This is a genomic window from Kribbella sp. NPDC031520, assembly GCF_055580825.1.
The window spans coordinates 153,717-169,151 of the sequence record NZ_JBVIKS010000002.1; the positions used below are offsets into that span (position 1 = coordinate 153,717).

At 68.7% G+C, this 15,435-nt stretch carries 12 protein-coding genes; 4 read left to right on the plus strand and 8 right to left on the minus strand.

What is annotated here, in order from left to right:
* Positions 1-5 precede the first annotated feature (5 nt).
* Both ACZ5BU_RS09265 and ACZ5BU_RS09270 read left to right on the plus strand, forming a co-directional pair.
* Positions 6-1,136: an aminotransferase class V-fold PLP-dependent enzyme gene (locus ACZ5BU_RS09265; RefSeq protein ID WP_465696994.1), complete on the plus strand. Its 1,131-nt coding sequence runs from the start codon at positions 6-8 to the stop codon at positions 1,134-1,136.
* Entirely contained in the window at positions 1,133-1,762 is a 630-nt protein-coding gene (locus ACZ5BU_RS09270) for a class I SAM-dependent methyltransferase (protein ID WP_465696995.1), read from the plus strand. Before ACZ5BU_RS09265 ends, ACZ5BU_RS09270 begins: the two co-directional genes overlap by 4 nt.
* On the opposite strand, the gene ACZ5BU_RS09275 is transcribed toward ACZ5BU_RS09270, so the two are convergent.
* From ACZ5BU_RS09275 to ACZ5BU_RS09290, 4 genes are read right to left on the minus strand one after another with little or no spacing between them, the layout of a single operon-like run.
* On the minus strand, positions 1,752-2,603 hold the full coding sequence (locus ACZ5BU_RS09275; RefSeq protein WP_465696997.1) for a carbohydrate ABC transporter permease: 852 nt from the start codon (positions 2,601-2,603) through the stop codon (positions 1,752-1,754). The two genes, ACZ5BU_RS09270 and ACZ5BU_RS09275, sit on opposite strands and share 11 nt — an antisense overlap.
* Complete coding sequence (locus ACZ5BU_RS09280) at positions 2,600-3,517, minus strand: carbohydrate ABC transporter permease (protein WP_465696999.1); 918 nt, start codon at positions 3,515-3,517, stop codon at positions 2,600-2,602. Before ACZ5BU_RS09280 ends, ACZ5BU_RS09275 begins: the two co-directional genes overlap by 4 nt.
* A 5-nt stretch (positions 3,518-3,522) precedes the next feature.
* Positions 3,523-4,854, minus strand: coding sequence for an ABC transporter substrate-binding protein (locus tag ACZ5BU_RS09285; RefSeq protein WP_465697001.1), 1,332 nt, complete (start codon positions 4,852-4,854; stop codon positions 3,523-3,525).
* Between the two features lie 44 nt (positions 4,855-4,898).
* The gene (locus ACZ5BU_RS09290) at positions 4,899-7,676 is read right to left on the minus strand and encodes a family 78 glycoside hydrolase catalytic domain (RefSeq protein WP_465697003.1); all 2,778 of its coding nucleotides are present in this window, start codon (positions 7,674-7,676) and stop codon (positions 4,899-4,901) included.
* Positions 7,677-7,794: 118 nt separating this feature from the next.
* Here ACZ5BU_RS09290 and ACZ5BU_RS09295 point away from each other — a divergent pair, with 118 nt between their 5' ends.
* Positions 7,795-8,700 carry a helix-turn-helix transcriptional regulator gene (locus ACZ5BU_RS09295; RefSeq protein ID WP_465697005.1) on the plus strand — a complete coding sequence of 302 codons (906 nt, stop codon included), beginning with the start codon at positions 7,795-7,797 and terminating at the stop codon, positions 8,698-8,700.
* On the opposite strand, the gene ACZ5BU_RS09300 is transcribed toward ACZ5BU_RS09295, so the two are convergent.
* Positions 8,681-9,370, minus strand: a complete 690-nt coding sequence (locus tag ACZ5BU_RS09300) for a TetR/AcrR family transcriptional regulator (protein WP_465697007.1) — start codon at positions 9,368-9,370, stop codon at positions 8,681-8,683. The genes ACZ5BU_RS09295 and ACZ5BU_RS09300 overlap by 20 nt on opposite strands.
* A gap of 87 nt (positions 9,371-9,457) precedes the next feature.
* On the opposite strand from ACZ5BU_RS09300, the gene ACZ5BU_RS09305 reads away from it, so the two are divergent.
* Positions 9,458-10,642 carry an FAD-dependent monooxygenase gene (locus ACZ5BU_RS09305; protein WP_465697009.1) on the plus strand — a complete coding sequence of 395 codons (1,185 nt, stop codon included), beginning with the start codon at positions 9,458-9,460 and terminating at the stop codon, positions 10,640-10,642.
* On the opposite strand, the gene ACZ5BU_RS09310 is transcribed toward ACZ5BU_RS09305, so the two are convergent.
* The 3 genes from ACZ5BU_RS09310 to ACZ5BU_RS09320 all read right to left on the minus strand — a co-directional run bounded on the left by ACZ5BU_RS09310 (position 10,610) and on the right by ACZ5BU_RS09320 (position 15,412).
* A complete protein-coding gene (locus ACZ5BU_RS09310; RefSeq protein ID WP_465697011.1) occupies positions 10,610-11,068 on the minus strand; it encodes a PGPGW domain-containing protein in 459 nt (152 codons plus the stop codon). The genes ACZ5BU_RS09305 and ACZ5BU_RS09310 overlap by 33 nt on opposite strands.
* Before the next feature lie 19 nt (positions 11,069-11,087).
* The gene (locus tag ACZ5BU_RS09315) at positions 11,088-13,214 is read right to left on the minus strand and encodes a peptidoglycan DD-metalloendopeptidase family protein (RefSeq protein ID WP_465697012.1); all 2,127 of its coding nucleotides are present in this window, start codon (positions 13,212-13,214) and stop codon (positions 11,088-11,090) included.
* A 194-nt stretch (positions 13,215-13,408) separates the two neighbouring features.
* Positions 13,409-15,412 (minus strand): peptidoglycan DD-metalloendopeptidase family protein, encoded by a 2,004-nt coding sequence (locus ACZ5BU_RS09320; RefSeq protein ID WP_465697014.1) that lies wholly within the window; start codon positions 15,410-15,412, stop codon positions 13,409-13,411.
* Positions 15,413-15,435 lie beyond the last annotated feature (23 nt).

Sequence of the window (15,435 nt, forward strand, 5' to 3'; positions counted from 1 at the left end):
TGGCGGTGACCTTGAGTTCCCGCCCCGACCTGTGGACCCTCGATCCGGATGTCCTGCACCTCAACCACGGTTCGTACGGCGCGGTGCCGCGGCGTACGCAGGAGCTGATGGCGAGGCTGCGGACCGAGATGGACGCCAACCCGATGGTCTGGTTCCGGACCGTCGCCGACCGGCTGACCACGAGTCGCCTGGCGCTCGCGTCGTTCCTGCGGACCGACCCGGCCGGCTTCGCCCTGGTGCCGAACGCGAGCGCCGGCGTCACCGTCGCGCTGCACACGCTGCCGATCCGCCCGGGCGACCGGATTGTGCTGACCGACCACGCGTACGGCGCGGTCCGGTACGCCGCCGAGCGGTTCGCGAAGGACCGCGGTGCCGAGGTGGTGAACGTCGCGATTCCGCTCGAGGCCGACGACGACACGGTGGTCGCGCTGATCGCGGAACACCTGGACAACGCGTCCGTACTGATCGTCGACCAGATCACGTCGGGTACGGCGAAGGTGTTCCCGATCGACGGGCTGGTCGCCGCCGCGCACGCGCACGGCGTACCGATCGTGGTCGACGGCGCGCACGCCCCGGCGCTGATCGACGCCCCGGCCGCGGCAGGCGCGGACTTCTGGACCGGGAACTTCCACAAGTGGCCGGCCGCCCCGCGGGCGACCGCCGGGCTGGTCGTCGCGGAGCGGTGGCGGTCGGCGACGATGCCGCTGATCGTGTCCTGGTCGGAGTACGACGAGCGGATGCCGGAACGGTTCGACATGCAGGGGACGTACGACTACGTGCCGTGGATCGCCGCGCCGGAATCGCTCGCGGTGCTCGCCGACCTCGACTGGCCGACCCGCCGGCCGCAGCTGACCGCGCTGGTCGAGGAGGGCGCGAGGATCCTCGCGAAGGCGCTCGGCACCGGCGTCGCCGAGGTCGGGCACGCCCCGGCGACGATGCGGCTGGTCGAGCTGCCGTCCGGGGTCGACCTGTCCGGCGGCGACGCGCTGAAGGTACGCATCTCCCGCGAACTGAAGGCGGAGATCACGTTCACCGGGTTCGAGGACCGGCAGTTCGTCCGGCTGTCGGCACACGCGTACAACTCGCTCGCGGACTACGAGAAACTGTCGGAGGGCCTCCCTAAGCTCCTCGCGTGAACGATATCCAGGGGTCTTACAACACTGCCGCCGCTGACTACCACGCTGTTCTGAAGGACTATCACCGCGCGGATCCGTTCGAGACCGGCGCGCTCGACTACTTCGGTGCGCTCGTCGAGGACGGGCCGGTCGGCGACCTCGGGTGCGGCACCGGGCGGATCACGTCGTACCTGGCCGGTCGCGGGCTCGACGTGTTCGGGATCGACCTCACGCCGGGGATGATCGAGGTCGCCCGCCGGGAGTACCCGCAGCTGCGGTTCGAGGTCGGGTCGTTGTTCGACCTGGACCTGAAGGACGGCGAGCTGGCCGGGGCGCTCGCGTGGTACTCGCTCGTCCACACGCCGCGCGAGCAGCTTCCGACGGCGTTCGCCGAACTGTTCCGGGTGCTCCGGCCGGGCGGTGTGCTGGTGCACGGGTTCAAGGTCGGCGACGGCAACCGGTCGCTGAAGCACGCGTACGGTCACGACATCGACCTGCAGGTCTACATGTACGCCGCTGACGACGTCGCGGGTCTGCTCGCCGACGCCGGGTTCGAACACGTGGCGACGGTGACGCGGGCGGCACTGCCCGCCGAGAAGGATGCCGGACAGGCCGCACACATCGTCCGTAAGCCTGCTACCCCTTGATCGCTCCGGAGGTCATACCGGCGACGATCTGGCGGTTGAAGAACAGGAACATGATCAGCGGCGGGATCGTGATCAGCAGGATGTCCATGAAGAGCAGGTTGTACTGCGTCGTGTACTGACTGGAGAAGTTGAACAGCGTCAGCTGGACGGTCGCGTTCTGGTCGCCGGGCAGGAAGTACAGCGGGTTCACGAAGTCGTTGAACACGTTGACCGACTGCACCACCACGACGGTCACGATGACGGATCTGAGCAGCGGGAAGACGACCCGGAAGAACAGCTTCAACGGCCCGGCGCCGTCGATGATCGCGGCCTCGTCCAGCTCCCGCGGGATCGTCGCCACGAAGGCCCGGAACAGCAGGATGCAGAACGACAACCCGTAGGCGATCTCGATCAGGATCAGCCCCGGCATCGTCTTGAACAGCCCGAACTTCTGCAGCACCCAGATCGTCGGTACGACGGCCGGCGGGATGATCAGCCCGGCCAGCACGAGGAAGTTGATGAACCCGTTCCACCGGCTCTTCCGGCGCTGCAGTACGAACCCGGCCATCGCCGCGAGCACCACCATCCCGGTGACGCTGGCGACGGTCAGGATCGTGCTGTTGATGAAGGCGATCACCAGCATGAAGTCGCGGGCCTTCACGACCTCGACGAAGTTCTGCACGAACCGGAACTGGTGCGGCCAGGAGAAGGCCAGGTCCGCGGACTGGGTCCGGTCCTTCACCGCGGTCAGCACGATGAACGCGAACGGGATGATGAACACCACGATCGACACGACGATCGCGACCGCGCTCAGCGCCCACTTCCGCGCCGGCCGGTGGTTGACGAGCTCGGCCGTACTCACAGGTCGACCTCCTTCCGGTTCAGGGCCCAGGACAGCGGCAGGATGATCGCGGTGACGACGACGAACAGGACGACGTTGCCCGCGGTCGACAGGCCGTAGAAGCCGGCCTGGTACTGCTTGTAGATCACCGAGGCGATCACGTCCGAGGTGAAGCCGGGGCCGCCGCGGGTCATCGCCCAGATCAGGTCGAAGGACCGGAGTCCGCCGATCAGCGACAGGATGATGACGGTCACGGTGGCGGGCCGGGACAGCGGCAGTACGATCCGCCGGAACTGCTGCCACGACCCGGCCCCGTCCACCCTGGCCGCCTCGATGTACTCGCGCGGGATCGAGACGATGCCCGCGATGTAGATCAGGGTGGCCAGGCCGACGCCCTTCCAGACGTCGACCGCGGCCACCGACAGCAGCGCCCACTTCGGGTCGGTCAGCCAGCCCGGACCCTGGATCCCGATCGCCGCGAGCGACTTGTTGATCAGGCCCTGGTCGGGGTTCATCAGTACGGTGAAGGTCAGGCCGACGCCGATCGTGGAGACCAGCACCGGGAAGAACACCACCGACCGGAGGTAGCCGCGGGCAACGATCTGCGAGGTCAGCAGGACCGCCAGCAGCAGCCCGAGCACCACCTTCGACCCGGAGGTGACGACCGCGTAGATCAGCGTGTTGGTGAAGCCCTTGAGCAGCTGCGGATCCTGGAAGAACAGCTTGAAGTTGTCCAGCCCGATGAACTTCGACTCGAACAGGCTCCACCGGGTCAGGCTGAAGTACAACGAGGCGAACGTCGGGACCAGGAACAGCACGCCGTAGATGATCGCGGTGGGTAGGTAGAACCAGTTCGAGTACGGACGGTAGACCTTGCTACCGGTCTTCTTGGCGGTGACGGCGGCCTTGCTCCGTTCTTCTGCGATCACTGCCACCGACCTCACCAGCCTGCCAGTCCGAGCTGTTGGGCCTGCTTCTTGACGTCCTCGTCGTACCGGGCGGCGCCGTCCTTGGCCTTCCGGATGCCGGATCCGACCTCGACCGTGATCTGCTCCAGCGACGGGCCCTTGACCGGCGACAGGAACTCCAGCGCGAGGCTCGACGCACCGGGCTTGTCGAGGTACGGCTGCATGTCCTTGATCGCCTGCGGTACGTCGGCGCCGAGCGTGCAGCCCTTCACCGCGTACGGACCGGTCGGCGCGCCGGCCTTGTTCTGTGAGGCGCAGCCGTCCGGGCTGGCGACGAACGCGAGGAACTTCTTCGCCGCGTCGAGCTTGTCGCCGCTGGTCGTCTTCGGGATGTACAGACCGCCGGGCGTCCACAGCGTCAGGCCGTTGGTGCTCGCGTCGTCACCAGGCAAGGCGAACAGGCCGACGGTCTTGGCGGCGTCCGGGTAGGTGGCGACCATGTTCGCGACCACGCCGGACAGGATCGGGTAGTGCGCACCCTTGCCGGTGGCAAGCATCTTCAGGCCGTCGGGAAGCTTCGCCGAGGCGAAGTCCTTGTTCTCGTACCCGGCGTCGTGCACCGCCTCGGTGTGTTCGAAACCCTTGAGCGCGGCCGGCGACGTCGCGTACTTCGCCTCGTTCTTGGTGTACTTGTCGGCGAAGTCCGGCTCCGTGGCGGAGACGTTGTGGAAGTCGCCGAGGACGAACAGCTGCGACGTCCAGGTCTCGCCGTAGGTCTGGATCACCGGCGCGACACCAGGGTCGCCGGCCTTGATCTTGGCGTTGTTGGCCATGAACTCGGCCCAGGTCGTCGGGACCTTGAGACCCAGCTTCTGGTACACCGGGATGCTGTAGAGCACCGCGCCGCCCATGAAGCCGCCGACCGGCGCTCCGTAGACCTGGCCATCGGCCGTGACGGTCTTCTTGAAGTTGTCGTCCAGGTCCTTGATGTAGGGCTGATCGCTGATCGGGACCAGATTCTTCTGCGGCGCGATCGCCTGGAACAGCGACCCCGTGTTGTAGTTGAACACCTCGGGCATGTCGCCGGTCGACAACCGGGTCTTGATGATGTTGTCGCCTTCGGTGCCGCCCGGGCGGGTGTCCACCTTCACGGTGATGTTCGGGAACTTCCCGTGGAAGTCGTTCGCGAGCTGCTGGGCCTCCTTCACGTCCTGATCCTGGTTCGTGGTCAGGTACGTGATCTCGACCGAGCCGCTGCCTCCGGAGCTGTCGCTGGAGCCGAGACTGCCCGCGCTGCAGCCGGCGAGGGCGAGTGAACAGACAGCCAGCAGTGCGAGACCGCTGGCTCCTGGGCGGAACCTCATCGTGACCTCCATGGGATGTACGGCGGGGCGGTCGGGACAATCAATCAGTGGTTGAGGAGTGCGCCGAGCGCGGTCCTCACGGCCTCGGCGCCGGTGGCCTCGGCGAGCGCGCCGGCCGGTCGGTCGAGGAAGCGTTCGAGCCGGGCAGCGAGCTCGGCGTCGTCGCCGACGAACCCGCTCTCGACGGCGGCGGCCGCGAGCGCGTTCCAGATCGGCAGATTGTCGACGATCTGACGAATGGTCGCGTCGGCGGGCAGTGCGGGCGTCTCGGTGTACGGGTCGTCGACGGTCCACTCGTGCGTGCCGTGTCCGACCTCGACGGCTTCCCGACCAGGTACCTCGACCTTGGCGCGGGAGCCGACCGGGATCGTGACGGTCAGCGTGACGCGGCCGTCCGCGCGGGTCCAGCCGGCCGATGCCTCGCCGTACGGCGTGAGGTGCTTGGCGGACGCGTTCGTGAGCTGGCCGGTGAACAGCGGCCGTACGGCGATCGTCCGGTAGCCCGGCTCCGCCGCCGCGAGACCCGCGACCCGCCGGTGCATCCAGTCGGCGACGGCGCCGAGCGCGTAGTGGTTGAACGAGGTCATCTGGCCGGGGTTGATGCTGCCGTCGGGCAGCATGCTGTCCCAGCGTTCCCAGACCGTCGTCGCGCCCATCGTCACTGCGTACAGCCAGGAGGGGCAGCTTGTCTGTAGCAGGAGCCGGTACGCCAGCTCAGGATGACCGGAATCGGCCAGCGCGTCCGCGATCAACGGGGTTCCGACGAAACCGGTACTGATCCGGAAGCCGGAGGCACGCACCAAGTCGGCGAGACGTTCGCCGGCGCGCTGCCGTTGGTGCTCGGCCGGCAGCAGTGCCCACTGCAGGGCGAGTGCGTAGTTCGTTGCCGAGTCGCTCAATACCCGGCCGCCCTGGGTGGTGTACTCGGCCGCGAACGCCTGCCGGACCCGCGCCGCAAGGTCGGCGTACTCACGGGCGAGATCGGTCTGCCCGACCACCTCCGCGGCCTTGGCGACCACCTCGGCCGAGCGGGCGAGATGCGCGGTGGCGAGAACATCCGGGTCGGCCTTCGCCCGGAACGGGTTCTCCGGCGGCGCGGTCGGGTCGAGCCAGTCGCCGAACTGGAAGCCGCCGGACCACAACAGGTCGCCGCCGGCCAGGTCGGCCATCTTGTCCACCCAGGCGCGCATGCTCGGCAACTGCCGGGCGAGCAGCCCGGCGTCGCCTGTCCGTTCGTACAGCACCCACGGCACGATCGTTGCCGCGTCACCCCATGCGGCGGTGGCCGGCGCCTCGTTCCGGAGGACATCGGGAACGACGAACGGTACGGAGCCGTCCTTCTGCTGCTCGGCCGCGAGGTCCGCGAGCCAGTTGGTGAGGAAGCCGCCGGTGTCGAACAGGAAGCTGGCGCTGGGGGAGAAGACCTGGATGTCACCGGTCCAGCCCAGCCGCTCGTCCCGCTGCGGGCAGTCGGTGGGTACGTCGACGAAGTTGCCGCGCATCCCCCACACCACGTTCTGGTGGAACTTGTTCAGCAGCTCGTTCGACGACTCGAACCAACCGGTGCGGCGCAGGTCGCTGCCGATCACGATCCCTTCGAAGTCCTCCTTGCGGAGATCGCCGACGCCCTCGACCTCGGCGTACCGGAAGCCGTGGAAGGTGAGTGGCGAGTCGAGCGTGACCTCGTCCGGCCCGGCCAGGATGTACGTGTCGGTGGCCTTCGCGGTCCGGAGCGGGCGGACGCCGAGCTCGCCGTGTTCGAGCACCTCGGCGTGCCGTACGACGATCTCGTCGCCGGCCGATCCGCCGCGGACCTTCAACCGGACCCGGCCGACCAGGTTCTGCCCGAAGTCGACGAGCGTCTTGCCGGACGGCGAGGTGGTGATCTCGACCGCGGGCAGCACGTCGGTGATCCGGACCGGCGGGCCGTCCGGCGCGACCAGCAGGGTGAGGTCGGCGTCGAGTACGTCGACGGATGCGGGTGCTCCGGGCTGCTTGCGCAGGTCCGTGGTCTGGCCGTCGTACAGGTCGTCGGCGAGGACGTTGCTCTCCCGGGACGTCCAGGTGCCGTCGCTGCCGTACGTGCGGAGCCGGCCGTCCTCGGTGGTCACCTCGAGCTGGGCGAGGACGGCGAGGCGTTCGCCGTACAGCTGCGACTGGTCCTTGAATCCGATCCGGCCGCGGTACCAGGCGTTGCCGAGGAGGAACTCGAGCGTGTTCTCACCAGGTCGAACAAGCTCGGTCACGTCGTACGTCTGGTAGCGCAAGCGGTACTGGTACGAGGTCCAGCCGGGCGCGAGCTCCTCGGTGCCGACGCGCTGTCCGTTGAGCTCGGGCAGGTAGATGCCGTACGACGTCGCGTACAGGCGGGCCTTGACGATGCCGTCCGGGAGGTCCGCCGTACCGGCGACCAGCGGCGCGGGGGAGCCGTGCGGGTTGTCGCGCGGGCTGACGAACCGCGCGGACCAGTCGTCGTGCGAGAGCAGCCCGGCCTCGACGTACGCGGGCTCGCTCCAGTCGCTCCAGTCGTCGTTCCCGCGGACGCGAACCCGGACCTGCGCCGATTCCCGCGAGGTGAGCGCGTCCACCGGCCAGGGCACCAGGATCTGGTCGGGGGACTGGACGGTGAAGACCTGCGTGGTGTCGCGGGCGATCTCGAGCTCGTACGCCGTCTGCGCGTAGCCGTCGTCCGCGGCCGGGACCTGCCAGGAGATCCGCGGGCTCGCGGTACCGATCCCGGTCACCGGGGCCGGGCGGTGCTCGAAGCGGAGAGAGGTTGGTGCGGCGGGCTGCGACATGTGACTCCAACCGATGAGATTCATCAAGACGGGATGAAACGATTCAGAGGATGATCCGATCCTGCGACCACTCCCCGGTGGCTGCTAGCCCGATGTGCACTCGCTCTAGCACGATCTGCACCTCGGCTCGTACCGTGAGCACGTGCCAGAAACGTCCGACGAGCCGGTGAGGACCCGCGGAACCGTGCTGCACTTCGTCGAAGGGACGGTGGTGCACGCAGGCAGACACCTGCACGAGAAGACCCATCCGCTGCACACGCACAGCTTCTTCGAGCTCGCCCTGGTCACAGGCGGTGAGGGCGTTCACCACAGCCTCGCGGGGCGTCAGCGGTTGCGGCCGGGTGACGCGATCCTGCTCCGGCCCGGGGTCTGGCACGAGTACGTCGACTGCGATGCGCTCGAGGTGTACAACTGCTGCTTCTCGGCCGACCTGGTCCGCCGGGAACTCGCCTGGGCACGCGAGGATCCGCTGCTCGGGTACCTGTTGTGGACCGGTCCGTTCTCCGCGCAACGCCGGGGAATGCTCGCCACCCACCTCGACCCGGACGCCGTCGACGAGGCCGTCGGACACCTCGACGGGCTCCGGCAACTCCGCAACCAGCCGCTGAGCCGGCACCGGGGTGAAGTGATCGGCTGGCTGTCGCTCTACCTGAACTGTGTCGCCCGGACGGTCGCGGACCGTGATCAGCGCCGGGAGTACACCCACCCCGCGGTCCTCGACGCGATGCGGATGATGGAGGCCGATCCGGCCCGGCACTGGACGCTGACCGACCTGGCCGGCGAGCTGCACCTCGCGCCCGGGTACCTGGTCCGGCTGTTCAAGTCGGTGACCGGGCTACCGCCGATGGCGTACCTGTCGCGGCATCGCGTCGAGCTCGCCGCCGACCGGCTGCTGCACACGGATCTGCCGATCAACCGGATCGGGGAGTCCGTCGGCTGGCCCGACCAGAACTACTTCGCCCGTCGGTTCAAGTCCCACTACGGGCTGCCCGCATCGACGTATCGACAACGTTTCAATGACCTGAAGCTCACGCTGAGCGGGAACTGATCAGCAGCTCGAGGCCGTCCAGGATCCGCTGCAGCCCGAACTCCAGACCTTGGTTCTCGCTGCCTGCCGTGGTCCGGATCGCGGCGACGAGATGCGGGAAGCGCGCAGCCTCGGTCGCCATGATCTCGGTGAGCGACTGCTGCATGTCGTCCTCGGTCAGACCGGTGCTGTGGCCGGGGAAGGTCGTGGACTGCTGGGCGATGTTCCGGACGTGGCTGGTGATGACCAGGATCGAGTCCAGCTGCTCGCCGCCGGTGAGGTCGGTGCCGCTCAGGGCGCCGATGCCGCGTTCCATCCAGGCGAGCTCGTTCGGACCGAGCAGGCGACGGCCGATCGTGGACTGGAGTAGCCACGGGTGGCGCGTGAAGCCCTCGTACAGGTCCATGGCCCAGGTGTACAGCGCCTCGCGCCACGGGCTGTCGGGGTGCGGCGGCGGACTGCCCATCGCCAGGTCGCTCATCACCGCGACCAGTTCGGTCTTGCCGGGGACGTAGCGGTACAGGGCCATCTTGGTCACCGGCAGCTCGCCGGCGACGCGCTGCATGGAGACCGCGTCCAGACCTTCGGCGTCCGCGATCGCGATCGCGGCTTCGGCGATCGCGGCCAGCGTGATCGCCGGTTTCGGGCCGCGGGTGCGGGCCGGTTCCTTGCCCCAGAGCAACTCGGTCATCGGGTTTCCTCCGCAATTGGACTTGAACTGTGTCTACCATACACATTACTGTGTCCGGCAGACACAGTTACTGACGAGGAGACGATCATGAGGGTGCTGGTTTCGGGTGCGAGCGTGGCGGGGCCGTCGGTGGCGCTCTGGCTGGGCCGGGCGGGACACGACGTGACGGTGGTGGAGATCGCGCCCGCGCTGCGGCAGGGCGGGTACGCGGTGGACTTCCGCGGCGAGGTGTTCACGACCGTGCTGGACCGGATGGGCGTGCTCGCAGATCTGCGCGCGCTGCAGACCGGCGGTAACGCGATGCGGTTCGTCGACGAGTCAGGCCGCAAGCTGATGCGGTTGCCGGCCGAGTTCGCGGGCGGTGAGCTGGAGGTACTGCGGGCCGATCTGTCGCGGGTGTTGTACGCGCACAGCCGGGAGCACGCGACGTACCGGTTCGGGGACTCGATCGCGGCGTTGCGTGAGCACGCGGACGGCGTCGACGTCCGGTTCGAGAGCGGGATCGAGGAGACGTACGACCTGGTGATCGGCGCGGACGGGATGCACTCCGTCGTACGGCGGCTCGCCTGGCCGGCGTCGCAGGTTCTGGAGAAGCACCTGGGGTACTACGTGGCCGGCTGGGAGGTGCCGAACACGCTCCGGATCTCGGGGGACAGCTTGATGTACAACGTGCCGGGGAAGCTCGCGAGTGTCGGTGCGGACCGTCGTGATCCTGGGTTGGCGCAGACGTTGTTCGTGTTCAAGTCGCCTGTGCTCGAGTACAACCGGCGGGACCTCGACCAGCAGAAGGCGATCATCGCCGAGCAGTTCCGCGGGCTCGGCTGGCACGTGCCGGAGCTGCTCGAAGCGTTGCCCGCGGCAACGGAGTTGTACTTCGACTCGATCAGCCGGGTGCGGGTGGACCGCTGGTCGACGAACCGGATCGTGCTGCTCGGCGACGCGGGGTACGGCGCGACGTTCGGCGCGCTCGGTACCGGTACGGCGGTGGTCGGTGCCTACGTACTGGCGGGGGAGCTGGCCCGGGCCGGCGACTTGCGGACCGCGTTCGACCGGTACGAGGCGACGCTGCGCAAGGCCGTGTCGACGACGCAGGACGGCAGCCGCGCCGGTACGTTCCTGGCACCGGCGACCAGGTTCGGGATCACGGCGCGGAACAAGATCCTCGATCGCCCGTTCTTGATGAACCAGATGCTGAAGATGGCCCAGAACATGAGCGAGCTGATCGAGCTGCCCGCCTATTCAGTCCAGGAGGGGAAGTTCGTCCAGCCATGACTCCCACGAGTCGGGCAGCCAGCCCGGCACGCCGAGGACGCCCATGTACAGCCAGACGCCGACGACGACACAGACGAAGAGGGCGACCGTCCCGAGCGCCTTCAGCCAGGCGGGCTGCTTGCCGGTCCAGGTGGTGAGTGCCTTCACCCACTCCTTGACCCGGTACAGCAGCCGCTGCGCCCACTCGAACTCGCTGGCCAGCACGGCGAGCCCCGCGATGAACAACGGGATCCCGCCCGGGCCCGGCAGCCAGCCGGTCAGCGGGGCGGCGATGATCAGCAGACCACCGACCACGCCCACGCCGACGCGGTAGAACAGCAACTTCCTCGGGTTCTCCCGGATCCGGCGCCGCCACTCCCACCGGTCGTCCGCAGCGTCCAGCGTGATGTTGTCATCGGTGCGGTCGGGACTCTGTTTCTCGGCCACACCGCCAGCCTACCCAGACCTAGGAAGAGACCGGGTTTCCGAACTCCCAGTGCCACGGCTCCTCGCGCTTGCCACCCTGGTCGGCCCAGGCGGGATGACCCCAGCCGAAGGCGGGCGCGTGAGCCTTCATCCACTGGTACTGGACGGTGCCGTAGTGCTCGATGCCGCCGCACAGGTCGACAGCGACGCCCCAGCCGTGGTTCGACGTACCGGGCAGGGCGGCCAGGGACGGCTTGCGCGCGTACAGGTCGACCTGGGCACTGTACGAGCGATACGAGTCGGTGATGCAGAGGCTCTTGCCGAAGTGGGCACGGTAGGCACTCGCCAGTTGCAGGTACGCCGCTGCCGCGTCACACCGCAGCTTGTGACCGGAGACCCCAAGAGAACACAGCTTGCTCGCCGGGATCATGCCGTTGCTGTAGTCACCCCATCCGGTACTCGCGGTACCAGTGGCCAGGAACGGCATCGGGTTCACCGGCTTGCCACCGAGATGCACCTCGAAGTGCAGATGCGGCCCGGTCGTGTTGCCCTCGTCCCCGACGGCGCCGATCCGCTGACCGGCGCTTACGTGCGTGCCGTCGGCGACATCGATCTCACTCAGGTGAGCGTAGAGAGTCTCGAGGCCGTTGCCGTGATCGATCCGCACCAGGTTTCCCGCCCATGCCGGGTGCTCGATCCGCACGGTACCCGCGGCCGCCGCTCGCACCGGCGTACCGATGGCTGCCACGAAGTCCTGACCGGTGTGGAAACCGCTCGACCAGAGCGGGCCGGGCTGACCGAACGGCGTACCGATCTCGTACGTCCCGTCCGCCAGCGGCCAGGTCCATGAGTCGCTGCCACCCTCGTACGTCGGCGTGGCACCGCAGCGGAGCGTTTGGGCCTCGGAGGTGGCGACCGGTGCGACCTGCGGCCGCTGCGGCTTGCCCAGTGTGGGGCGAACAGCGGCGTACAGGTTGTCCGGGATGCTGGTGACGACGACCGAGCCCTTCGTCTCGTCCGCGGCGATCATCTCGTTGTCGTCGAGTGCGATGCCGATGTGGAACAGGCCGACGGACTTGCTGCCGACGAGAAGCAGGTCGCCGGGCTGGGTGAGTGCGACCGGCACGTTCTGGTAGCTCGGGTAGACGTTGCCCACCAGGTTGGGGAGGGTCGTGTACGGCTGCCAGGCGGCCCGCGCTGCGCCGAGGCAGCCGTACATGTCCGGGCCGGTCGCGCCGACGCCGTACTGCTTGCCCACCAGGCTGAAGGCCTGGTTCACCGCACGGATCGTCTCCGCCGAGAGCACACGGACGACCCGTCCGTCGTCGACCACCGCGGCTGCGCCGGCGACCGCCTTGCCTCGCCTGATCAGCGGCCTCAGCCCGGCCGGAAGCTTGGTCGGGTTCGTGATGGCGCCGGCAGCCGGCGCCTTGACCTTGGCCACAGTCAGCTCGGTCAGGTAGGTCTTCCAGCGGGAGAGCGCCTGCTGGTTGCGGGTGTCCTGGAGCTCGTCGATCAACTCGGAGGCGTTGGCCAACTCAGCGACCTCATCCTGCATCGCGGCGGCCGCATCCGCGGCCTTCTTCGCGACAGCTTGGCTGAGCTGGCTCGCCTTGGCGGCGGCCTGGTCTGCGGCCGCACGATTCGCGGCGGCGTCCCGACTCGCCTTGTCCGCGACGGCCACGGCTGCCATAGCCGTGTGGTACTGCGAGACCTGCACGCTGCCGACCTGGGTGATGGCGACCTGGCGATCGGCGATCTCCTGCAGGTTCTCCGCGATCGGTGCCAGCGACCAAAGCATCGATTCGGTGCCGATGGTGGTCGGGATACCCAGCTGGTACGCCTGTACCGTCAGCAGCCCGAGCCGGTGACGCTTCTCCTCCGCCTTGGCCTTGGCGACGGCTGCTTCGGCCTCCGCCTTCTTGGCCGCAGCCTCTGCGGCCTGGGAGGCCTTGAGCGCGTTGGTGTAGGCAATGGTGGCCTTGGCGAAATCAGCCTGCAGGGCGGCGGCTTCGGCTTGGAGCTGTTCGAGCGAGCGGCCGACCTGCGTCACGGATGCCGGTGGCGGTGGGGTCGGGTCATCGGCGTACGCCGGCAGTGCGGTCACTGCCAGTAACGTGCCGAGCGCCGCGAGCCGCAGCCCTCGACGGTTCCCCCACTCCATCATGCCCCCGTGTGTCGCTCGCCTCACGCGTGGAGGTGAACGCCCCCCGCGTCCCGGCCAGCGTAGGCGGCGGACCGTGCCGGCGGAACCCGTGATCGCGGAGTGTGACCGTTCGGACGACAAGGTCGGCCGAACGGGGGACAAGGCAGTGCCGTTGTTGTCCTCGGCACCGGTCCCGGTGGCTACGTCGCGGGTGGCTAGGCGCTGGCCGGGTTGCCGAACTCCCAGTGCCAGGGCTCTTCGCGGGAGCCACCCTGGTCGGCCCAGGCCGGGTGCAGCCAGCCGTACGCCGGGGCGTGGGACCTCATCCACTCATACTGCGTGGTGTTGTACTTGTCGATCCCGCCGCAGAGGTCGACCGCGACGCCCCAGCCGTGGTTGGACGTGCCGGGGAGGGCGGCCAGGGACGGCTTGCGCTGGTAGAGGTTCACCTGGGCGGTGTACGAGCGGTACGAATCGGTGATGCACAGGCTCTTGCCGAATTGGGCGCGGTACGCGGACGCCAACCGGAGGTACGCCGCGGCGGCGTCGCAGCGCAGCATGTGGCCGGCGCCGATCGCGCACAGCTTGTTGGCCGGGATCATGCCGTTGCTGTAGCCACCCCAGCCGGTGCTCGCGGAGCCGGTGGCCAGGAACGGCATCGGGTTCACCGGCTCGCCGCCGAGCCGGACCTCGAAGTGGAGGTGCGGGCCGGTCGTGTTCCCCTTGTCGCCGACGGCACCGATCTGCTGGCCGGCGGTGACCTGCTGGCCGTCGGTGACGTCGACGCGGCTCAGGTGCGCGTACAGGGTCTCCAGGCCGTTGCCGTGGTCGATCCGGACCAGGTTGCCGGCCCAGGCCGGGTGCTCGACCCGGACCACGCCGGACGTGACGGCGCGGACCGTTGTACCGATCGGGGCCGGGAAGTCCTGCCCGGTGTGGAAGCCGGACGACCATTCCGAGCCGGATGCGCCGAACGGCGTACCGATCTCGTAGGTGCCGTCCGGGAGCGGCCAGGTCCAGGAGCCGGAGCCGACGTCGTACGAGGTGGCGGTGTTGCCGCAGCGGAACGCGTACGCGTCACTCGTGGCGGCGGGTGCGACCTGGGGCTTCGTCGGCGCGCCGAGCGTCGGGCGCAGGGCGGCGTACAGGTTGTCGGGGACGCTGGTGACGACAACCGCGCCCTTGGACTCGTCGGCGGCGATCATCTCGTCGTCGTCGAGCGCGACGCCGATGTGCACCAGTCCGTACGACCTACTGCCCATCACGAGCAGGTCACCCGGCTGGATCTGCGTGGTCGGGACGGCCTGGTAGTCGGGGTAGACCTTGCCGACCAGGTTGGGGAGGGTCGTGTACGGCTCCCACGCGACGCGGGCGGCGCCGAGGCAGCCGTACTTGTCGGGGCCGGTCGCGGCGACGCCGTACGGCTTGCCGACGAGGCTGAAGGCCTGGTTGACCGCGCGGATGGTCTCGGCGGACATCACCCGGACGGTGCGGCCGGCGGTGGTGACGGACGCGACACCTGGTACGGCTGCGCCGCGGCGGGTGAGTGGCGTGAGACCGGCCGGGAGCTTGCTCGGGTTCTTGAGCAGGGCGGCGGCCGGGGGAGTGACCTTCGCGGCGGTGAGCTCGGTCAGGTAGGTCTTCCACCGGGCGAGCGCCTGTGCGTCGCGGACCGTCTGGAGTTCCTGCGAGACCCCGGAGGCCACATCCAGGTCGGCGGTCTGGTCGGCCATCATCGCGGATGCGTCGGCGGCCTTCTGCTGGACCTGCTTGCTCAGCTCCTGCGCCTTGGCGGCAGCCTCGTTCGCGGCGGCGCGCTTGGAGACCGCGTCCGACTTCAGCCGGTTCGACTCCGCCTCGGCGGCCATGGCGGTGTTGTACTGCGAGACCTGGGTGCTGCCGAGCTGGACGATCGCGGTCTGCCGGTCGGCGATCTCCTGGAGGTTCTCGGCGACCGGGGCGAGCGACCAGAGGAGCGACTCGGTACCCATCACCGTCGGGATGCCCAGTTGATACGCCTGTGCGGTGATCACGCCGAGGCGGTGGCGTTCCACGTCCGCGTGGCTCTTCGACGTACTGGCCGTCGACTCGGCGGCCTTCGCGGCAGCCTCGGCGGTCTGCGCCTCCTTGAGGGCCTTCGTGTAGGCGATCGTGGCCTTGGCGAAGTCGGCCTGGACGGCGGCGGCCTCGGCCTGGAGCTGCTCCAGCGAGCGGTTCACGTCCGTGACGGAAGCGGGGGGAG